The sequence below is a fragment of the Pseudoduganella sp. GW821-FHT11H04 genome (assembly GCF_058807935.1).
Genome location: NZ_JBXARE010000003.1, coordinates 223,360 through 241,001 on the forward strand (window position 1 = coordinate 223,360; position 17,642 = coordinate 241,001).

Annotated in this window: 22 protein-coding genes and 1 pseudogene; 9 read left to right on the top strand and 14 right to left on the bottom strand. The window is 61.2% G+C overall.

All coding sequences use genetic code 11. The features are described 5' to 3' along the window. The first annotated feature begins 2 nt into the window (after positions 1 to 2). On the top strand, positions 3 to 515 hold the full coding sequence (locus tag AC1RTP_RS08025) for a TlpA disulfide reductase family protein (protein WP_498606203.1): 513 nt from the start codon (positions 3 to 5) through the stop codon (positions 513 to 515). On the opposite strand, the gene AC1RTP_RS08030 is transcribed toward AC1RTP_RS08025, so the two are convergent. The 3 genes and pseudogenes from AC1RTP_RS08030 to AC1RTP_RS08040 form a co-directional block, all read right to left on the bottom strand. Next, positions 512 to 1,375 (bottom strand): DUF3034 family protein, encoded by an 864-nt coding sequence (locus tag AC1RTP_RS08030; RefSeq protein WP_498607136.1) that lies wholly within the window; start codon positions 1,373 to 1,375, stop codon positions 512 to 514. The genes AC1RTP_RS08025 and AC1RTP_RS08030 overlap by 4 nt on opposite strands. Beyond that, positions 1,373 to 1,774 (bottom strand): annotated as a pseudogene (locus tag AC1RTP_RS08035) (group I truncated hemoglobin); the annotation flags it as partial. The pseudogene AC1RTP_RS08035 and the gene AC1RTP_RS08030, both read right to left, overlap by 3 nt. 1 nt (position 1,775) lies before the next feature. Next, a complete protein-coding gene (locus AC1RTP_RS08040) occupies positions 1,776 to 2,192 on the bottom strand; it encodes a PaaI family thioesterase (RefSeq protein ID WP_498606205.1) in 417 nt (138 codons plus the stop codon). Positions 2,193 to 2,344: 152 nt separating this feature from the next. Here AC1RTP_RS08040 and AC1RTP_RS08045 point away from each other — a divergent pair, with 152 nt between their 5' ends. Both AC1RTP_RS08045 and AC1RTP_RS08050 read left to right on the top strand, forming a co-directional pair. Beyond that, a complete protein-coding gene (locus tag AC1RTP_RS08045; protein WP_498606207.1) occupies positions 2,345 to 2,602 on the top strand; it encodes a DUF6966 domain-containing protein in 258 nt (85 codons plus the stop codon). 1 nt (position 2,603) lies between these two features. Next, positions 2,604 to 3,455: a CHAD domain-containing protein gene (locus tag AC1RTP_RS08050; RefSeq protein ID WP_498606209.1), complete on the top strand. Its 852-nt coding sequence runs from the start codon at positions 2,604 to 2,606 to the stop codon at positions 3,453 to 3,455. Here the strand turns inward: AC1RTP_RS08050 and AC1RTP_RS08055 are convergent. Next, positions 3,452 to 4,003, bottom strand: coding sequence for a YdeI/OmpD-associated family protein (locus tag AC1RTP_RS08055; protein ID WP_498606211.1), 552 nt, complete (start codon positions 4,001 to 4,003; stop codon positions 3,452 to 3,454). The two genes, AC1RTP_RS08050 and AC1RTP_RS08055, sit on opposite strands and share 4 nt — an antisense overlap. Positions 4,004 to 4,146: 143 nt before the next feature. On the opposite strand from AC1RTP_RS08055, the gene AC1RTP_RS08060 reads away from it, so the two are divergent. Continuing rightward, positions 4,147 to 4,536, top strand: coding sequence for a BPSL0067 family protein (locus tag AC1RTP_RS08060; RefSeq protein ID WP_498606213.1), 390 nt, complete (start codon positions 4,147 to 4,149; stop codon positions 4,534 to 4,536). 7 nt (positions 4,537 to 4,543) lie between these two features. After that, positions 4,544 to 4,975, top strand: a complete 432-nt coding sequence (locus AC1RTP_RS08065) for an STY0301 family protein (protein ID WP_498606215.1) — start codon at positions 4,544 to 4,546, stop codon at positions 4,973 to 4,975. Positions 4,976 to 4,994: 19 nt separating this feature from the next. On the opposite strand, the gene lipA is transcribed toward AC1RTP_RS08065, so the two are convergent. Genes lipA through yfcF form a run of 3 tightly spaced genes read right to left on the bottom strand, consistent with a single transcriptional unit; the run spans position 4,995 to position 7,348 of the window. Further along, complete coding sequence (gene lipA, locus AC1RTP_RS08070; RefSeq protein WP_498606217.1) at positions 4,995 to 5,951, bottom strand: lipoyl synthase; 957 nt, start codon at positions 5,949 to 5,951, stop codon at positions 4,995 to 4,997. Positions 5,952 to 5,963: 12 nt separating this feature from the next. Then, positions 5,964 to 6,662, bottom strand: coding sequence for a lipoyl(octanoyl) transferase LipB (gene lipB, locus AC1RTP_RS08075; RefSeq protein WP_498606219.1), 699 nt, complete (start codon positions 6,660 to 6,662; stop codon positions 5,964 to 5,966). Between the two features lie 56 nt (positions 6,663 to 6,718). Next, positions 6,719 to 7,348 carry a glutathione transferase gene (gene yfcF / locus AC1RTP_RS08080; RefSeq protein ID WP_498606220.1) on the bottom strand — a complete coding sequence of 210 codons (630 nt, stop codon included), beginning with the start codon at positions 7,346 to 7,348 and terminating at the stop codon, positions 6,719 to 6,721. Positions 7,349 to 7,454: 106 nt separating this feature from the next. On the opposite strand from yfcF, the gene gcvA reads away from it, so the two are divergent. Further along, positions 7,455 to 8,348 carry a transcriptional regulator GcvA gene (gene gcvA / locus AC1RTP_RS08085; RefSeq protein ID WP_498606222.1) on the top strand — a complete coding sequence of 298 codons (894 nt, stop codon included), beginning with the start codon at positions 7,455 to 7,457 and terminating at the stop codon, positions 8,346 to 8,348. On the opposite strand, the gene AC1RTP_RS08090 is transcribed toward gcvA, so the two are convergent. From AC1RTP_RS08090 to AC1RTP_RS08105, 4 genes are all read right to left on the bottom strand, one after another. Continuing rightward, on the bottom strand, positions 8,332 to 8,607 hold the full coding sequence (locus AC1RTP_RS08090) for a DUF493 family protein (RefSeq protein ID WP_498607138.1): 276 nt from the start codon (positions 8,605 to 8,607) through the stop codon (positions 8,332 to 8,334). The genes gcvA and AC1RTP_RS08090 overlap by 17 nt on opposite strands. Positions 8,608 to 8,712: 105 nt before the next feature. Beyond that, complete coding sequence (locus AC1RTP_RS08095) at positions 8,713 to 9,483, bottom strand: hypothetical protein (protein WP_498606224.1); 771 nt, start codon at positions 9,481 to 9,483, stop codon at positions 8,713 to 8,715. A 45-nt stretch (positions 9,484 to 9,528) separates the two neighbouring features. Then, entirely contained in the window at positions 9,529 to 10,320 is a 792-nt protein-coding gene (locus AC1RTP_RS08100; protein ID WP_498606225.1) for a DUF2491 family protein, read from the bottom strand. Between the two features lie 4 nt (positions 10,321 to 10,324). Continuing rightward, positions 10,325 to 11,164: a hypothetical protein gene (locus AC1RTP_RS08105; RefSeq protein WP_498606227.1), complete on the bottom strand. Its 840-nt coding sequence runs from the start codon at positions 11,162 to 11,164 to the stop codon at positions 10,325 to 10,327. Positions 11,165 to 11,258: 94 nt separating this feature from the next. Between AC1RTP_RS08105 and AC1RTP_RS08110 the strand changes: the two genes are divergently transcribed. Next, entirely contained in the window at positions 11,259 to 11,747 is a 489-nt protein-coding gene (locus AC1RTP_RS08110) for a phage regulatory CII family protein (RefSeq protein ID WP_498606230.1), read from the top strand. A 55-nt stretch (positions 11,748 to 11,802) separates the two neighbouring features. Here AC1RTP_RS08110 and AC1RTP_RS08115 read toward each other — a convergent pair whose 3' ends face one another. From AC1RTP_RS08115 to AC1RTP_RS08125, 3 genes are all read right to left on the bottom strand, one after another. Then, entirely contained in the window at positions 11,803 to 13,896 is a 2,094-nt protein-coding gene (locus AC1RTP_RS08115) for a DUF6600 domain-containing protein (protein WP_498606232.1), read from the bottom strand. An 88-nt stretch (positions 13,897 to 13,984) separates the two neighbouring features. After that, positions 13,985 to 14,176, bottom strand: coding sequence for a DUF1653 domain-containing protein (locus AC1RTP_RS08120; protein WP_498606234.1), 192 nt, complete (start codon positions 14,174 to 14,176; stop codon positions 13,985 to 13,987). Then, a complete protein-coding gene (locus AC1RTP_RS08125; protein WP_498606235.1) occupies positions 14,173 to 14,814 on the bottom strand; it encodes a LysE family transporter in 642 nt (213 codons plus the stop codon). Before AC1RTP_RS08125 ends, AC1RTP_RS08120 begins: the two co-directional genes overlap by 4 nt. 109 nt (positions 14,815 to 14,923) lie before the next feature. On the opposite strand from AC1RTP_RS08125, the gene AC1RTP_RS08130 reads away from it, so the two are divergent. Both AC1RTP_RS08130 and AC1RTP_RS08135 read left to right on the top strand, forming a co-directional pair. Continuing rightward, complete coding sequence (locus AC1RTP_RS08130) at positions 14,924 to 15,853, top strand: DUF808 domain-containing protein (RefSeq protein WP_498606237.1); 930 nt, start codon at positions 14,924 to 14,926, stop codon at positions 15,851 to 15,853. A gap of 125 nt (positions 15,854 to 15,978) precedes the next feature. Continuing rightward, positions 15,979 to 17,634, top strand: coding sequence for a methyl-accepting chemotaxis protein (locus AC1RTP_RS08135; protein WP_498606239.1), 1,656 nt, complete (start codon positions 15,979 to 15,981; stop codon positions 17,632 to 17,634). The last annotated feature ends 8 nt before the right edge of the window (positions 17,635 to 17,642 follow it).

A 17,642-nucleotide genomic window follows, 5' to 3' on the forward strand; every position in this document is an offset into this window, starting at 1 on the left:
TCATGAGTACCGGCTCCAGGGCGTGGATTAAACCGGCGATTGCGCTTGCCGTCATCGCCGGCATCGGCTTGACGGCCTACCAATCGCTGAACAAGCACCAGTCCGCCCCTGCGGTCACTTTCCTCGGTATCAAAGGGGAAAAGATCACGCCTGACAGCCTGAAAGGCAAGGTCGTGATGGTCAATTTCTGGGCCACTTCGTGCACCACCTGCGTTGCCGAAATGCCGGAAATGGTCGAAACGTACAATAAGTATAAAGGCCAGGGTCTCGAATTCGTCGCCGTGGCGATGAAGTACGACGCGCCAAATTACGTGGTCAACTTCACCGAAACCCGCCAGCTGCCGTTCAAGGTGGCGCTGGACGTAACGGGCGATGCAGCCAAGGCTTATGGCGACGTCTCCATGACGCCGACCACCTTCGTCATCGACAAGGATGGCAACATCATCAAGCGCTACGTAGGCAAGCCGGAATTCCCGGCACTGCACGCACTGCTCGAAAAAGCCCTGAAGGGCTAGAAGGAAACCTGCGCGGACAGGTATGCGCCGCGCTGGGTCTTCCGGTTAAAGACGGTAATCGTTCCCAGGTCCGCATACGCCGCTGTCATTGAGAAGTGGCGGTTCGGCAGCCATGCGAGGAACACGTCCTTGTAGGCCTTCTCGTTGTCCACTCCCAGGTTATGCGGCTTGCGGCGATATTCGGCGCCAAGCACCAACTTACGCGTGAGCAGGTAGCCAACCGACAGCTCGGGCATCAGTTTGCGGCTGCTTTCCTTGTCGCCGCCAAATCCCATGAGGCCCATCTGGTTCGCACGCGTGCTGCGCAGGGTGGCGTTCAACAGCAGGCTTTGATCGAAGAGGATCTTGGTGGCAGCGATGTAGAAGTCCGTGCCGTGCTCGGATTTCGCGCCAAGCTGCTTCACGTTGGTGACGCCGAGCGCGCCCAGTCCGTCGACGCCTTTGTTCCTCTTGTACTGCAGGCCGATAGAGATTTGCGGCAGCCAGCTGTCTTGCTCATAGACCGCATCACCCATCACGCGCACCTTGGCGCCGACAATGTCCTGTTTGATGCGCAGCTGATCGAGCGGGGCTAGGCTGCCTTCGAAGTCCTGCCGCGCCAGCGATAGTTCGACGCGATCGCCTATGCCGGCGGCCACGCCGTAGCTCACGAGACGGTAGTCCTGTGTAGAGACGTGCGTGGCGAATGCGCTGGCGCCCCAGCTATCGCGCGTGCCATAGCCTGTGATCAGTGCCCATGGCACGATGCCGCCGCCGCCGCTGCCCTCCACCATGCTGACGCCACCTGTGCCGATGAATTTTCCGTGATCCGGCAGGGCGGAGGGGACGCCGCCGCCAATGGTCACGATATCGCGATGCATGGGCGCGAGCTTTGCCACCAGTTGGTTCGACACGCTGGTCGGCACGTCATTGCGCTCCATTGCAATCTGCAGGTCTTCCGTCAGTGCATTGAAGTGCTTGTCGTTCAGCTTCAGGTCTTCATGCGCTGACTTCATGTCGCGGTTCTTACCGACGCCCTTGAATTTACAGGGTCCCCCTGACAGCTCGCAGAACTGCAGCGCCAGCCGCGCCTTGGTCTGAGCAATGTCAAACCCATCGAAGGTCTCCTTGATGCGCTCGTCGGCCAGCACGATGTCGAACATCGTGTTGACGATGCGCTTGATGCCCGCTTCGCCGCCAAGTCCGCGATAAAGGCCATCGTCTTGAGCATGTGCCGCCGAAGCAGCCATCAGCAAGCCAGCACCAAGGAGTTTTCGCATTTCAGCCTTTGGGGTAGAGGATCATCTGCGTACAGCGGAACAGGGCGATGGCTTTGCCGGTCGCCTTGTTGGTCACCGTAGCATCCCACACTTGCGTCGTGCGGCCGCCGTGCACCATGCGGGCGGTGACGGCAATCGTGCCTTCGCGCGCGGTGCCGAGGTGGTTCGACTTCAACTCAATGGTGGTGAAATTCTGGGCGCCTTCCGGCAGGTTGGCGATACAGCCGAAGCCGCAGGCTGTATCCGCCAGGGTAACAACGGTGCCTGCGTGCAAGTAACCATTCGGGGCCAGGTGGTGCTGGCCGATATCGATTTCCGCTTGCAATTCGCCTTCAGCGGCGCCGGTGACGCGGATGCCGAGCAGGCCGGTCAGGTTATTAGGGGTGAGGTTGTTGAGTTTTTCGAGGTCGAACTTCATGGGGCGGTGTCTCCGTTACAGAACGGGAATCATAGCAGGCAGAAACAGGGTATGCTTATGGCTGCGCGGCTGGCCTCACAAGGGTCCGGTCTGCAGGCAAGACCAGAAGCTCAAAAGGTGGATTCAACCGATTAACTTACGGAGAATGACCTATGAACGAAAGAGAGCAACTGTCTGCCATCGTGCAGCGCATGGAAGTCAAGCTGGCGCAAGGCCATCAGGATGATTGGGCCCGCCTTCTGCACCGCGCGCGCACGCTGAGCGCCTTCGATTGCTCGGCCGCCAAGGGCGAAATCCTGCACTACTTCGGCGGCGCCGGCTCGATCAGCGATCTGAAGCTCGATGAAGAATTCAGCGACCTGCGCACCCAGCTCTACACCCTCTGCTACGGCAAGCGCACTACGCACTAATGTGCCTCCCCTGTTTCGCCACGCCGTGACTGCGGCGCCGGTCAATATCCGGCGCGCGGCACGATTTGGCGAGGCTTTCGAAGCAATTCTCCTGAACTGCCTGGCGCAGGTACGCGCCAATACCCCCGGTGTGCTGGCGGGCGACGTCGAATGCCTGCATCAGATGCGCATTGGCGTGCGCCGCCTGCGTGCGCTGCTGTCCGCGACGCAGTCCTGGGAACCCATGCCGGAAGGGACGGCGGGCAAGCTGCGCTGGTTCGGCGTGGAACTGGGCCGGGCGCGCAACTGGGATGTATTCCTTGAATCGACCTTGCCCGGCCTTGGCGGCTCGTCGCAGCCGGTAGAGGCCATGGCGCGCGAACTGACGCGCAAGCAGCATGTCCACATACAGCATTTGCTGGAGGGCCCGCGCTGCAAGGCGTTGTTGGACGAACTTGCGCTCTGGAGCGGCGAGCGCCTGTGGCGCGATCCTGCGCACATCCAACCCTGGGATCGTGATGCGCGCAAAGTGTCGAAGGTTTTGCTGCGTCGAGCGCGCGAGCGGGTCGGCAAGCGTGCCCGCCAGCTGGATGCGGCGCGCGTGGACAGCTTGCACCGTCTGCGTATCGCCGTGAAGAAGGAGCGCTATTTGCGGGAGTTCTTTGGGTCCGGCACTCGCTCGCAAGTGCTGGCCGATGCGCAGGAAATGCTGGGCCGTATGAACGACCACAGCGTCGCGCGCGACTTGCTGCGCACGCTGGAAGACCATCTTCCCTTGCATGCGGCCGAGCTGTCTTTCCTGGAAGGCGTGCTGGCAGGGCAGCAGGAAGATAGCCTGCCGACGGCTATCCGCTTCGCCCGCCGCAAGCTTTAGTCGTCAAGGCCTTTGCCGGCCAAAATCTGCGGCATGCATTTCTCGACGCGCGATTCGCGGGTCTTGGCTTGTTTGGCCGAGGAGAAGTGCAGCAGGTAGCCGCGCTGGCGGCCTGGCGTGAGGGCGTAGAAGGCTTCCGCCAATGCTGGATGTTCGTCGAGCTTTTGCAGGAATTCGTCGGCCATCGGGAAATCGCTGGTGTCCTTGAATTCAACCTTGGCGCCGGACTTTTCCACCGCGATGGCTTCTTCAATGTAGGCCTTGATAGTCTTCGCCTGCTTCTTGATCTCCGCGAGGCCGGAGAAGCGCAGCTGGCGTCCAGCTTGTACGTTTGCGGTCTGCTGCACCAGGATACCCTCAGGATCCTGCATCAGCGAACCCTTGAAAAACAGCAGCGCGCAGTATTCCTTGAAGCCGTGGATCAGGACGACGTTCTGGTCGTTGTAGGTGAAGCACGCACAACCCCACTTCGTCTCCTCGTTCAAATGCGTGGAGAGAACGATCTTCTTCAGTGTCTCAAACTCTTCATGCCACTTGTGCTCAGCCATCTGCGCCTCCGGTTTTTTGTTGGCAATAATACTACTACGTCACCCCGAATGCGTTCGCTCTTTGTGACGAAGCTCAACACCTGCCAAGAGCTCCCGCTGGAAAATCAAATTGCGTCATCCCTAAACCGACAAGTGGAGGCTTTATGGCTTACGTTTATTCCGATGTTAAGGACTTGGAGAAGAAGGAGAAGGTAGGAACTTTTCAGTGTGTGGCATTGGTCCAGCACTATACAAATGCGCCAATTACGTCTGCCTGGCGCGAGGGTGAGGCCGTCATGGGCAATAGTGATTTAAAACCCGGCACCGCAATCGCGACCTTTGAGAATGGTCGGTATCCCAACCGGGCTCATGGCAATCACGCCGCGTTCTATCTTGGCCAAGCGCCGAATGGCATCTATATCATGGATCAATGGAACGATTCGGTCAGGAAACCCCGAATTTCAAAGCGATTCGTCCGGGCTAAAGGAAAGAACAAGTCTGGCAAATACATTGAGCCCAGCGATAACGCAGATGCCTTCTCTGTGATCGAATAGGTTAAATATGAAGAATCCCTCCATCGTCAATCTTCTGGCAGCTGCAGCGCTTGTTTTGTTTGCTGCACCATGCAACGCAACTCCAACTTGTCCCGAGCAGATTTCAGAACCTTCTATTTCGCTCACGAACGTCGCCGGAGGCTGGCGAACTTTTGTCGCCTCGCCGCTCTATTTGCATTCGGTTGCGCCGACGGACGGACCGCCGGAACGGCTTGGGCAACTTATGGGAAGGCAGGTCAAAACGGGGCGCAACGCCTGGATCGACATATACGACCTGCATGGTCCCTTCCCAGACGGGAAATGGCTGCAATGCAGTTACGGAATGCTGAATGAGATTGTGCTTGCGACGCGTCTTGATGACGGCATTACGTCTTGCACGATCAAGGGAACGAAGGGCGATAAGGCGGAACAGAACGTGTTCAGCGTCGAATGTCGCTGAACACGTTTGCAGAGGGAAGTTACGCCTGCTCGAGGACGTTGTGGGCCTGCTCGTCAGCGTGGTACGAGGAACGCACCATGGCGCCAACTGCGGCGTGGGCGAAGCCCATTTCGTAGGCTTTTTCTTCGAACATCTTGAACACGTCCGGGTGCACGTAACGACGCACCGGCAGGTGGCTGTTGGACGGCGCCAGGTACTGGCCGATGGTCAGCATGTCGATGTTATGCGCACGCATGTCGCGCATCACTTCCAGGATCTCTTCGTCGGTCTCGCCCAGGCCAACCATCAGGCCGGACTTGGTCTTGACGTGCGGGTAGCGTTCCTTGAACTCTTTCAGCAGGGTCAGGGAGTGCTGGTAGTCGGCGCCTGGGCGGGCTTCCTTGTACAGGCGCGGCACGGTTTCCATATTGTGGTTCATCACGTCCGGCAGGCCGTCGGCGAAGATGTCCAGCGCCTTTTCCAGGCGGCCGCGGAAGTCGGGCACCAGTACTTCAACCTGGGTCTTAGGCGACAGCTCCTTGGTTTTGGTGATGCACTCGACGAAGTGGCCGGCGCCGCCGTCACGCAGGTCGTCGCGGTCCACGGAGGTAATCACCACGTAAGACAGGCGCAGCTTGGCGATGGTATTGGCCAGGTTGATCGGCTCCTGGGTGTCCAGCGGATCCGGACGGCCGTGGCCCACGTCGCAGAACGGGCAGCGGCGGGTGCACTTGTCACCCATGATCATGAAGGTAGCAGTCCCCTTGCCGAAGCATTCGCCGATGTTCGGGCAGCTCGCTTCTTCGCAAACGGTCACCAGCTTGTTCTCGCGCAGGATGTCCTTGATCTCGTAGAAGCGGGACGAATGCGATGCCGCCTTAACACGGATCCACTCCGGCTTCTTCAGGCGTTCGGCCTGTTCGATCGGGATGATCTTGATCGGAATGCGGGAGGTCTTGTCGGCGCCTTTTTGCTTGTCGCTTGGGTTGTAAGTCATAGCTGCTTGCTTTCAAGTTAATTCAGGTTCGGCCACGTGGAGCTGGTTGACCAGCTCATTGGCCAGGGCCTGCTGGACATCGGCCAGCGGGACATCCACGCCCATCGAACGCATGTCGATGGTTTCCAGGCCTGCATAACCGCAGGGATTGATCCAGGTGAAGGGGGCCAGGTCCATGCCCACGTTCAGCGATACGCCATGGTAGGTGCAGCCATTGCCGCGCACCTTCAAGCCGAGGGCGGCGATCTTGGCGCCTTTTTTCGGGCCGTGGGCGATATAGATGCCGGGCGCACCTTCGATGCGCTCGCCGGCGAGATTATACGCGGCCAGCACATTGATGATCGCTTCTTCGATCTTGTTGACGAACTGGCGGGCATACAGCTTGCCGCCTTTCTTGTTGCGGCGCAGGTCCATCATCAGGTAGATCACGACCTGGCCGGGACCGTGGAAGGTCACTTCGCCGCCGCGATCGGTCTGCACCGTGGGAATCGACGTTGCGCCGGCCAGCAGGTGGCCGCGGTCCGCGCCCAAGCCCAGCGTATAGACGGGCGGGTGCTCGACGATCCACAGTTCGTCGGGCGTATCTTCCTGGCGCGCGTCGGTGAAGGCGCGCATCGCTGCGAAAGTTGGCTCGTATTCGGCTTGGCCGAGATGGCGGATCACCGCCGGCTGGATAGGCATAAGGCTACAGGTCGGGAAAAGCCCCGCCATTATACCTTTCCAGCCATGGCGCTGCTTAATGACTGAGCAGTTTTATGCCGATTTCCTTATGCTGGCATCAGGTTAATGTTCTTTAGCCAATCTTGCAAAGACTCCCGCTGCCACTGGTGCGCCACGTAATCCTTGAGTTTTTGCGGCACCGGGTCGCCGTTCATCACCAGGCGGCTCAGCATGATCGCGAGGTCAGTGTCGGCGATGCACCAGCGGCCAAACAGGTTCTGGCCTTCGATCACGCGCTCGGCCAGGTGGACCAGCTTATCCGCCGCCGCCTGGGCGGCGGGGGACAGCGGCTGTTCGGCGCGGCGGTAGAACACCGTGTAGGTGCTGCGTTCTTCCCTCAAGGCGCCCATGTCGCTGCGCACCCATGCCTGGATCTGGCGGGCGACGGCGCGTTTCTGGGGCAGCACCGGGTAGAGGGCGCGGTGTTCGGGGGCCGGAAACATCTCTTCCAGGTATTCGGTGATGGCGCTCGACTCGGTCAGCATGAAGTCGTTATGCACCAGGCAGGGCACGCGGCCCGTCAGCGCCTTGCCGGTATAGGACAGTTCCTTGTTCTTGCCGGCTTCCAAGTCCACGGTCTCGAGTTCGAAATCGAGGCCTTTTTCGCGCAGGGCGACGAAGGCGGAAATGGCGTAAGGGCTGGTGAACTGGCTGTCCACATACAGTTTGAGGCTCATGGCGCGGGCTCCGGCTTTGGTTAGGTTTGTTCACATGGTATGCCTTGCTTCCTGCTTGCCAAAACGATATATTTTCTATTGCCTGGTTAGTTTTTCTCACAACGATATGCGTTTGCCGAATTTATCCGCCCTGCGCGCCTTTGAGGCGGCGGTGCGCCACGAGAACTTCTCGCGGGCGGCGGCGGAGCTTTGCCTGACGCACGGCGCGATCAGTCACCAGGTGCGCGGGCTGGAAGAGGAACTGGGCGTGCAGCTGTTCATCCGCAATGGGCGGCAGGTGACGGCGACGCCGGAGGCGCGGCAATACGCGACCACGGTGGCGCGCTGCCTGGCGGAGCTGGCAGATGGCGCGGCCAGGCTGCGGCCGCCGGAGGGTGTGCAGCGCCTGAGCGTGACGGCCATTCCCTCGTTTGCGGCGCGCTGGCTGGCGCCACGTCTTGGCCAATTCATTGAACGACATCCGACCATCGAGGTGATCCTGCAGGCCAGCGGCCAGCTGCAAGACCTGGTGCGCGAGGGGATCGACGTCGGTATCCGCTTTGGGCGCGGCAAGTACCCGGGGCTCGAAGTGGAGCGCCTGCTCGGCGAAATTTACTACCCAGTAGTAAGTCCTCGCTATCGCGGTGGACAACTGCCCACCTATCCACAGGACTTGGAGAAGGCGACTTTGCTACGTTCGAACGAACCCTGGCAGCCATGGTTCCGGGCGGCCGGACTCAAGCTGCCGGAGCCCTCCGGCGGCGTGATGTTCGAGGATTTATCGATGCTGATCCGCTCCGCTGTCGATGGCGACGGGGTGGCGTTGGTGCGCCATGTAGTGGCAACGCAGGAAATTGCGTCGGGCCAGTTGGTGCGCTTATTCGATATCGCTGCGCCTTGCCCGGATGATTACTACCTGGTGAGTCCGCCCGGCGCCCTGCAGAAACCGCAGGTGCGGGCATTCCGTGAGTGGCTGAAGGCGGAAATCGCCCACAGCCAGCTCCTTACAACACCATCTTGACCATTGGGTGGCCGGACAGTTCGCTGTACAGCGCATCAAGCTGTTCACGGCTGGTCGCGCGAACGGTGCAAGTCAGGCCGGTGAAGTTGCCTTTGCCAGACGGACGCGTTTCCATTTTCCCTTGGTGGAAGGATGGATCGTGCTTGCACACCAATTCAAGGATGGTGGGCGCGAACGCGTCGTGGGTAGCGCCCATCACCTTGATCGGGAAGTCGCTCGGGTACTCAATGAGGGACTCTTCAGGGGGGATGGTGTTCATCATGGCTGTTCCAATCGGGTAAAAAAAAAACCGGCGCGGTGCGAGACGCGCCGGGTTCCATTTTACATCGATACCTATATGGCCCCGCGGGGCCATATTTCAAGATCAGGCCGTAGCAGCTGCCTTGTTGGACAAACGCTGCAGGCGTTCCAGGGCGGACTCGTTGCCGTTGGCCGGGTTGGTGACGGATTTGCGGATCGCGTCGATTTCGGCGGCCTGGTCGTAAGGGCGCTGCCCGATGTCGGAGACGATCTTCATGCCTTCGGCTTCGTTGCTAATCTGCTGGGCACGCTTGGTCAGCGCGTTCAGGGCGCTGGTGTTGCCGCGCATGCCGGACAGGTTGGCCAGCTGGCTTTGACGGTCGGCGCGCACTTCCTGCAGGTCGCGCTGGGCCTTGGCCTGGGCCAGGGCTTGCATCGCTTTTTTCGCGGCGGCGTCGAAGTCGGCCAGTTGCTGCGACAGGGCGTCCACGATCTTCTGCAGTTCTTCCATGTAAGCCTGGGCATCGGCTTCTTCCTGGATTTCCTGCGGCAGGCGGCCTTTGTTGGCTTCCAGCTCGTCGCAGAACAGGTTGATCGTCGCTTCCGAAATTTGGCCGGCGGCCAGGCGTTCGGCCAAGGTGCCGGTGGCTTTTTCGTCGGTTTCGATCAGCTTGCGCAGGCGGACCACATCTTCGCGTTCCTTGTTGAAGGAGGCGCGGGCCTGGGCCAGCTTTTGGGCAGCGCTGCGCAGAGTGTCGGCCAGGCGGTCGCGGTCGGCCTCGGTCGCCGTTTCCGGGTCAAAACTGGCGATGGCTTCCGACACGCGGTCGCCCAGGGCGCCAAAGTGCTTGGAAATCAGTCGTGCAGTCAGGGACCAGCCGTTCGAGTTGCTCATGTTGCTTCCTTTCGGGTTAAGTTCAGTTCACCAATGCGGCGGTCGTTATTGGATGACCAGCCGTTCCTGCTCCACCGGGATGCCCACGACGAAATCGACGTGTATCCCGCGTTTTCTTGCATCGCCGTTCACGCTCTGGACAATCTCCGTCGTGACCAGCAGATATTCCTTGCTGCCGTCGCCCAGTTGGCGGGCGTAGGGCATGAAGTACAGCTCTTGCTTCAGGCCCTGCACGCCGCTGGCCTCGTCGATGCGGGTTTCTGTGCCCGTGAAAGGCGGGACGAAACCGGCGTTCGGGTCGCCAACATCGCGCTCGAAGTCCAATGCCTCCTGGTCGCCGAAAGCAGTGGCCAGCACTGCGCCGTCGGCGCCGCTTACTTCCAGCTGGCTGCGCCACATGCTGAATTGCAGGTCGCCCAGGCCGCAGCCGTCGGCGCCGGTGAAGGCATCCTGGTCCTCCACCGTGGTGGGGATGAAGCGCACCAGCTGCGTGCAGTACAGGATTTCCTTCACCTCGCCGTGCTCGTCCACGTACAGCTGGAGGAACTTTTCACGGTCGTCCTCGTCGCCTTTCGCCAGGTAGTAGCGGTAGATCCGGCCGGCCATCGACAGCTTGAACTGGGAGATGGCGAGGATGCGGCTGTCTTCCGCTTGCGGCAGCGACACCAGGGAACCGTTGGCGTTGGCGCGCAGCAGGGGCGACGCTTGCAATTCCACCAGGCTGCCGATCCTTGCTGCCAGCGGCAGGCTGCGATCTTCCGCCTGCGGCGCGTCGCTGCCCATGCCGCGGTTCCTGGCGCCGCTGCGCAGGTAATCGATGGCGTCTTTCCAGCCCATTTCCTTAGTTCCTTTCAAACGAATAGTTAGCGTTCTTTTTCACTTCTTGTGCCGTCGCCATCAGGCGGAAGGCTTTCCAGGCCAGCCAGACCAGGCCGCCAATCAGCAGAGCCACTGCAAGCTTGGCCAGGGTGCTGGTCTGGTGGGCCGCCGGCTTGGCGACTTGCGCTTGCACCGATACTGCGTTGGCGCTGCCGGCGGTGGCGATATCGTTTGCACCTGCGGCATCGGCCATGGCGCCGGAGTTACCCGATACGTCCACCTGCTGCACGGTTGGCGCCGGAGTGTTCTGGACAATGACCGGCGCCGGCGCAGCGTGACTGCTCGCAGCGCGGCCCAGAATGAAGCCACCGATACCCCACAGCCAGTTGTTATTGCCTTCGCGGACAATCACCGGAGCCGGAGCGCTGGTAGCACCGCTCGCCGGAGCGCCGTGCTGGGCGTAAGCGCCGCCGCTGTAGCCGCTGCCGCCGTTGCTACCGCCGCCGGCCGGCAGTACCGGTTTAAGTGGAGGCAGGCCGCCGCCAGCCGCTGCCGTCGTATTGGCGCCGGTACGGGCGTCGTAGGTACGCATTGCCTGGTCCTGGGCGGCCTTGCGGTCAAGGTCGCGTGACATGGCCGAGTCGCGCTGCGGGGCGCGCGCCGCAGCGGCAGGCTGCGACTGGCGCTGGCCAAAGCTGCCGAATGACGGCTGGCGTGGGGCGGCGGTGCTGCGTGTCGCCGTAGGCCGGCTCGACGAAAAACCGCTGCGGAAAGAGCCGCTTGGACGGGCATCGGCCGTGTTGGCGACTACAATTGCCACCACGATTGCCATGATGGCCGCGAAGCGAGTGCGCTTGAACATGAAATTCACCGTTGTCAGGTAGTTAAACTTTGATGAAAATCAGGATATCGTTCTAACAATCTGAATGCATCGGTAAAAAAAGGCTAGCTTCACCATGACGAAGAAATACCTGGACATGAACCAACACGACGCGCTGTACAAGGTGGCGCGCACATTCCCCGGCGGTATCGAGGCACTTGCTCAACAAATGGGCATTTCGGCCAATGTGCTGCGTAATAAGCTGGCGCCGACCATCGCTTCGCACTATCCATCGTTCGAAGAGGTCTCGACCATCGTCGACCTGTGCCACAAGGCCGGCGTATCTGAGGCCATGCTGCCCCTGCATGCGCTGCTGACGCGACATGGCATGGCGGCTTTCATCGTTCCTATCCCGGACGAGGTAAGCAGCGACGACCTGTCGCAGACGGTGTGCAAGGTGATGGCCCAGGTGGGCGCGGTGGCGGAGGCGGTGTCGGAGGCCCTGCTCGACGGTAAGGTGACCGAGGCGGAAGCCGACCTGATCGAGCGCGAGTTCCATGGCGCCCTGTCGGCGCTGGGCGAATGGCGCGAGCGGATTCGCCAGCGCGCGCGGATCGGGAAATAAAAAAAGCCAGCCGTCGGGAGACGGGCTGGCTAAAGACTACGTTCTTGGGGCGCAGTTAGCGGTTGTTTTCTTCCTTGCGGTTTTCACGGCGCTCACGCTTGTCCTGCGGCTCACGGTGCTGCTGTTGCTGCGGCGCTGATTGCTGAGGCTGGGCAGCTTGCTGTTGCGGTTGCGGCGCCGCTTGCTGCTGGCGGGCTTGGGCTGCCTGCGCTTCGCGGCGGGCTTCGATGCGCTCGCCTCGGTCGCGTACTTCGGTACGCTGTTCGGCGCGCTGCTGTTGCTCCATACGCTGCTGTTCCATGCGCTGTTGCTGCTCGACGCGGCGCTGCTGCTCCATGCGTTGCTGCTGCTCGGCGCGCTGTTGCTGCTCCATTCGCTGCTGCTGGTCACGCTGCTGCTGTTCGGCGCGTTGCTGGTCCATGCGCTGTTGCTGCTCAATACGCTGTTGCTGCTCACGCTGCTGCTGCTCGACACGACGCTGCTGATCCATGCGTTGCTGCTGTTGTTGCTGTTGTTGCTGTTGTTGCTGTTGCTGTTGCTGTTGCTGTTGCTGCTGTTGCTGCTGCACCTGCGGCGGAACGCCTTGCGTCTGCGGTTGCTGCGCGCCGGGCATCTGACGGCGGTCATCGCGATTGCCGCGGCCACGCCAATTGTCACGGTCATCGTTATCGAAGCGGTTCTGGCGTTGCGAACCTTGGAACTGTTGTGGCTGCGGCTGCTGCATTGGCGGCTGGGTTTGCAGCAGCGGCTGGCGTTGCTGGTCCTGGCCACGCTCGGCGCGGCGATCCTGGCCACGGTCGTTGCGGTCATTACGGTCAAAGCGGTCGCGGTTGTCGCGGTTGCCGCGATCGTCACGGCCGTCGCGGTTCTGGCGCCAGTCCTGGCGTGGAGGGGTCGCGGTCAGCTGCGGCGGGGTCGCCATTTGCGGCACGCTGCGCACTTCCTGCGGGGTAACGCGAGCCACATTGCTGACGGTGACTTGGCGGGCACGGTCAAACTGGATGCGCGGCAGGGCGGTTACGCCGTCGCGGCGACCATCATGGTCGCGGTCCTTGTAGCGGTCATGCCAGTGCTCGTTAGTGCGGTGATTCCATACCAGGCGGCGTTCGAAATCAGCCGACACGCGGTAGGCCGGCACATAGCGGTCGCGCGGGGTCAGCGGATACCAGCCTACTGCCGGCGCCGGGCTGCCCGAGCTGAAATTCACGCTCCAGTTGTTGCCGCCAACCCAGCCCACCAGCGCCGGCGACCACACAGAGCGGCCAACGACGCGGCCCGGCGTCCAGCACCAGCGACCGCCCACCACGACCCAGCGGCCATAGTGGAACGGTGCGTAGCCCCAAGGCGAGTTATCGACCCAGGTCCAGCCCCAAGGCGAGACCCAGACCCAGCGGCCGTCGCGGTAAGGCGCCCAGCCAACCGGCACGGCGCGCGGGAACCAGACGTTGCCGTATTCGCGGTCGTCGACCCAATTACCGTACTGGTCCAGGTCTTCATAGCCGGTCATGTCGAGCGGTACATAGCGGGAGGCGACCGGACGCTCATCGCGGCGGTCGCGGTTGCTCACCCAGTCATCGAAGCCGTCGCGCATGGCCAAGGCGGTAAAGATTTCGTCGCCGCGCACCTCGGCACGCTTGCCCGAACGGACGTTCAGCATATTGCCGGCGCCTTCGACACGGGCGGTGCCGCCAATGACGTTGACCACGGTGGTGTCGGGCGCGCGTTCGGTATCGACGCGGAAAGCGCCCGGTTCGACCAGGGTCACGCGGGCTTGCGGCGTGAGAAGTTCGACATCATTGAGCATGGCAGGGTCGCGCACGCGCACACTGGCAGTGCCGTAATTCAGGCGCAGGCGCAGGTGTTCGTCATCCAATTGCTCAACTTCGATGTCGGAATCGCCATCCAGTCGGACGGCAGTGGAGCCGATGCGGAATTCAGCGCGGGCACCGGGGGCGGTAGTCAGGTGGTTATCGGCGGTGACCGGCCAGTTCATCAGGTTGCCGGCTTCTTCCTCGCCGTTGACCAGCATGGTCACACGGCCTTCGGTCACAGTGACCCGGCCCACGCGGGCTGGCGGGTCGGCCATCGCGACTGAAGTTACAGCAACCAGGGCTGCCAGCACCATAAAGTGCACAAATTTGCGGCTCATTTCTCTCTCCAAGGGGAACGTTCTTAGGCGTTTTTGTTTTTATATAACGCCTGAGCCGCAGAAATGAGGACCCAAGTTACAAATAATTTCAAATAGGCGTGAAGCGCTGCACCTTTTTGCCATCTACCTCGATGATTTCAAAGAAGATTTCGCGCGGACGGCACCAGATCGAGCCATTCGCTGCCTTGTACACAATTATCGTGCTCAGGTCGGATTCCAGTGTCGCTTCGCACACCAGTTCGTAAATGCCGCCTTTGTAATGCCGGAATTGGGTAGTCATGCCAGGGCCGCTCCACGTTTGACAAAGAACAGGGCGCCGCCGATAAACATCAGGAGGCCACCAAATACGCGGTTTTGCACCTTGATCGCAGATTTTTGGCGGAAGAAGCGCTGCATTGACGAAGCGAGGAAAGCATAGCTGTGCATCACCACCAGGTCGATCACGCACATGGTCGCCGCCAGGATGGCCAACTGCGGCAACAGCGGTGCATGCTGGTTAATGAACTGGGGCAGCACCGCCACCATGAAGATGATGCCTTTCGGGTTGGTGGAGTTGGTCAGGAAGCCGATCATCACGCGCTTGCGGAAGGTTGGCAAAGCCTGGTGGGTTGCGTGCACGCCTTCGCCGCCAGTGACTTTAGCGCGCCATTGGCTGATGCCGAGCCAGATCAGGTATAGGGCGCCGACGGTCTTCACCACGCTGAAGGCGACTTCGGAGGCGATCAGCAGCGAGCCGACGCCCGCGCCGGCAATCGCCAGCACCAGCAGCAAGCCCAGTTGCAGGCCGAGGATGGTGGCGGAAGTGCGCTTCACGCCGTAGGACAGGCCATGCGACATCGACAACACGGCGCCCGAACCAGGCGACACGGCGATGATGCAGGCGGCGATGACAAAAGTGATCCAGGTGGTGAAAGCCATGACCGATTACCGACGAATAAAGAGTCCATTGTAGCGTTGAAGCCCTCCGCTGGCAGCGGCGGCATGATAGATTGTCGTTCCTGAAATTTTTCTTACGGAGTTACACCAAATGGCCGGTTCGAGCCTGCTTGCCCTGATTGACGATATTGCCACCATCCTTGACGACGTGGCTGCCATGAGCAAAGTGGCGGCCAAGAAGACAGCGGGTGTGTTGGGCGACGACCTGGCGCTCAATGCGCAGCAGGTGGCGGGGGTGCAAGCTGACCGCGAGCTGCCTGTTGTTTGGGCAGTAGCGCGTGGTTCCCTGGTCAACAAGGCAATCCTGGTGCCGGCCGCCTTGGCGATCAGCGCCCTGGCGCCTTGGGCTATTACGCCCCTGCTGATGGTCGGCGGCGCTTACCTGTGCTTCGAAGGCTTCGAGAAGATCGCGCATAAGCTGCTGCATTCCCCTGCCGAAGACGACCAGCATCACAAGGAGCTGGTGGCTGCCAACCAGGATGTTGACCTCGTTGCAATGGAAAAGGAAAAGATCAAGGGCGCTGTGCGTACCGACTTCATCCTGTCCGCCGAGATTATCGTGATCGCCCTGGGCACCGTGGCCGCTGCGTCGTTCATGCAGCAGGTGACCGTGCTGGTTGGTATTGCCATCGTGATGACGCTGGGCGTGTATGGCCTGGTGGGCGCGATCGTGAAAATGGACGATGCCGGCTTGTACCTGAGCAAACGCGGCGGCGCCGGCGTGCAGGCTTTCGGCCGATTGCTGCTGAATGCCGCGCCTAAGCTGATGCGATTCCTGTCGGTGGCCGGTACCGTTGCCATGTTCATGGTCGGCGGCTCCATCCTGCTGCACGGCATCCCCGGCGCGCACGACGTGATCCACCACGCCACCGAAGCTGCCGGCTCGGTCGGCGGCGTCGGCCCCCTGCTGGCTGCCGTCACCCCGACCACGCTGGATGCTGTCGGCGGCGTGATCGCCGGCGCCATCGTTCTGGCCGTCGTCACCATCGGCAGCAAGGTGTTGGGTTTGCTCAAACGTTAAGCACCAAAGGCTGGGAGCACCAACCCAGCCAGATTTGATCTACATCATTAAAAAAGCGCGCCTAAGTCCCTAGACTTATCCCTGTGATCTTGCGTCATAGCAAGAAAGTCAACAGGGAGCGCGCGATGCGTAAGAATTTACCGGTAACCAAGCAAGAAGTAGAGCTCGACGAAGACCAGGCCATCGTCTCCAAGACTGACCTGGAAGGCAATATTGTCTACGTCAATCCTTACTTCGAGCAAATCAGCGGCTACTCCGCTGCGGAGCTGATTGGACAGCCGCAAAATATCATCCGCCACCCTGACATGCCGCCGGAAGCGTTCGCCGACCTTTGGCAAACCATCCGCGCCGGCATCCCTTGGACCGGCCTGGTAAAGAACCGCTGTAAGAACGGCGATTTCTACTGGGTCAAGGCCAATATCACCCCGATCAAGGAAAACGGCCGCACCATTGGCTATATGTCGGTGCGCACCCGCGCTGAGCGCAGCCAGATCGCGGCCGCGACCGAGGCCTATCGCAAGATCATTTCCGGCGCCCGCGATATCCGCATCAAAAACGGCCAGATCGTGCACCTTGGCCTGTCGAACGTGGTGGCGCGTTTGAGCCATACCTCGCTGGCGATGCGCATCTGGCTGGCTACCAGCGTGGTCAATGTGCTGCAAATCGCGGTCTGCGTGGTCGCGCTGTTCGCCGACGGCACGAGCGAGCTGACACGCTGGGGTATCTTCGGCGCCACCGCCTTAGGTTTCCTGATCAACGTTTTCCTCTGGTACACGCTGCGCACCGGAATGCTGCAGCCGCTGGGCCGTGCACTCGAAGGCGCGCGCCTGATCGCGGCGGGCGACCTGACCGGCTCCTTCGACACCGACAGCACCGACGAAGTGGGCCAGCTGCTGCGCGCCTTACAGCAGATGAATAACAACCTGATCGCCACCATCCGCGATGTGCGCTTCAACATCGACGCGATGGCGGTGGCCACGACGCAGATCGCGGCCGGCAATGCCGACCTGGCGGGCCGTACCGAGTCGCAGGCAGCCAGCCTGGAAAAGACCGCATCCAGCATCGAAGAGTTCTCGTCGACCGTTAAAGCCAATGCTGACAACTCGATGCAGGCCAACGAGCTGGCGGTCAATGCATCCGACGTGGCGGTGCAGGGCGGCGAGATCGTGTCCGAAGTAATCGCGACGATGGACGAGATTAACACCTCCTCCAAGCGCGTGGTGGACATCATCGGCCTGATCGAAGGCATCGCCTTCCAGACCAACATCCTGGCGCTGAACGCCGCTGTGGAAGCAGCGCGTGCCGGTGAACAGGGTCGCGGATTCGCCGTGGTGGCCAGCGAGGTGCGCAACCTGGCGCAACGTTCATCCGCAGCCGCCAAGGACATCAAGCACCTGATCGAAATCTCGGTGGACAAGGTCAGCACCGGCATGGAGCGCGCCCAGCGAGCCGGCGCAACCATGGACCAGGTGGTGACGTCGGTCAAACAGGTCACCACCATCATGCGCGAGATCTCCACCGCTTCCCGCGAGCAGAGCATCGGCGTCGACCAGGTCAACCAGGCTGTCAACCACATGGACCAGGTGACGCAGCAGAACGCCGGCCTGGTGGAAGAAGCCGCAGCGGCAGCTGTCAGCCTGGCCGACGAAGCCGGCCACCTGCGCGACGCCTTCAGCTTGTTCAAATTCGAACGCACCCGTCATGCGCGCCTGACGGCAGTGAACTCGGCACGCAGCGCGCAACCAACCCGCCGTCCAGCGCAAAAACGCCTGGCAGCCTGATACCAAAC

Excerpts from the sequence above, each read along its gene's own strand:
- AC1RTP_RS08025 (WP_498606203.1), top strand. The coding sequence starts at position 3 with ATGAGTACCGGCTCCAGGGCGTGGATTAAACCGGCGATTGCGCTTGCC.
- AC1RTP_RS08030 (WP_498607136.1), bottom strand. The coding sequence starts at position 1,375 with ATGCATCGCGATATCGTGACCATTGGCGGCGGCGTCCCCTCCGCCCTG.
- AC1RTP_RS08040 (WP_498606205.1), bottom strand. The coding sequence starts at position 2,192 with ATGAAGTTCGACCTCGAAAAACTCAACAACCTCACCCCTAATAACCTG.
- AC1RTP_RS08045 (WP_498606207.1), top strand. The coding sequence starts at position 2,345 with ATGAACGAAAGAGAGCAACTGTCTGCCATCGTGCAGCGCATGGAAGTC.
- AC1RTP_RS08055 (WP_498606211.1), bottom strand. The coding sequence starts at position 4,003 with ATGGCTGAGCACAAGTGGCATGAAGAGTTTGAGACACTGAAGAAGATC.
- AC1RTP_RS08060 (WP_498606213.1), top strand. The coding sequence starts at position 4,147 with ATGGCTTACGTTTATTCCGATGTTAAGGACTTGGAGAAGAAGGAGAAG.
- AC1RTP_RS08065 (WP_498606215.1), top strand. The coding sequence starts at position 4,544 with ATGAAGAATCCCTCCATCGTCAATCTTCTGGCAGCTGCAGCGCTTGTT.
- lipA (WP_498606217.1), bottom strand. The coding sequence starts at position 5,951 with ATGACTTACAACCCAAGCGACAAGCAAAAAGGCGCCGACAAGACCTCC.
- lipB (WP_498606219.1), bottom strand. The coding sequence starts at position 6,662 with ATGGCGGGGCTTTTCCCGACCTGTAGCCTTATGCCTATCCAGCCGGCG.
- yfcF (WP_498606220.1), bottom strand. The coding sequence starts at position 7,348 with ATGAGCCTCAAACTGTATGTGGACAGCCAGTTCACCAGCCCTTACGCC.
- gcvA (WP_498606222.1), top strand. The coding sequence starts at position 7,455 with ATGCGTTTGCCGAATTTATCCGCCCTGCGCGCCTTTGAGGCGGCGGTG.
- AC1RTP_RS08090 (WP_498607138.1), bottom strand. The coding sequence starts at position 8,607 with ATGAACACCATCCCCCCTGAAGAGTCCCTCATTGAGTACCCGAGCGAC.
- AC1RTP_RS08095 (WP_498606224.1), bottom strand. The coding sequence starts at position 9,483 with ATGAGCAACTCGAACGGCTGGTCCCTGACTGCACGACTGATTTCCAAG.
- AC1RTP_RS08100 (WP_498606225.1), bottom strand. The coding sequence starts at position 10,320 with ATGGGCTGGAAAGACGCCATCGATTACCTGCGCAGCGGCGCCAGGAAC.
- AC1RTP_RS08105 (WP_498606227.1), bottom strand. The coding sequence starts at position 11,164 with ATGTTCAAGCGCACTCGCTTCGCGGCCATCATGGCAATCGTGGTGGCA.
- AC1RTP_RS08110 (WP_498606230.1), top strand. The coding sequence starts at position 11,259 with ATGACGAAGAAATACCTGGACATGAACCAACACGACGCGCTGTACAAG.
- AC1RTP_RS08115 (WP_498606232.1), bottom strand. The coding sequence starts at position 13,896 with ATGAGCCGCAAATTTGTGCACTTTATGGTGCTGGCAGCCCTGGTTGCT.
- AC1RTP_RS08120 (WP_498606234.1), bottom strand. The coding sequence starts at position 14,176 with ATGACTACCCAATTCCGGCATTACAAAGGCGGCATTTACGAACTGGTG.
- AC1RTP_RS08125 (WP_498606235.1), bottom strand. The coding sequence starts at position 14,814 with ATGGCTTTCACCACCTGGATCACTTTTGTCATCGCCGCCTGCATCATC.
- AC1RTP_RS08130 (WP_498606237.1), top strand. The coding sequence starts at position 14,924 with ATGGCCGGTTCGAGCCTGCTTGCCCTGATTGACGATATTGCCACCATC.
- AC1RTP_RS08135 (WP_498606239.1), top strand. The coding sequence starts at position 15,979 with ATGCGTAAGAATTTACCGGTAACCAAGCAAGAAGTAGAGCTCGACGAA.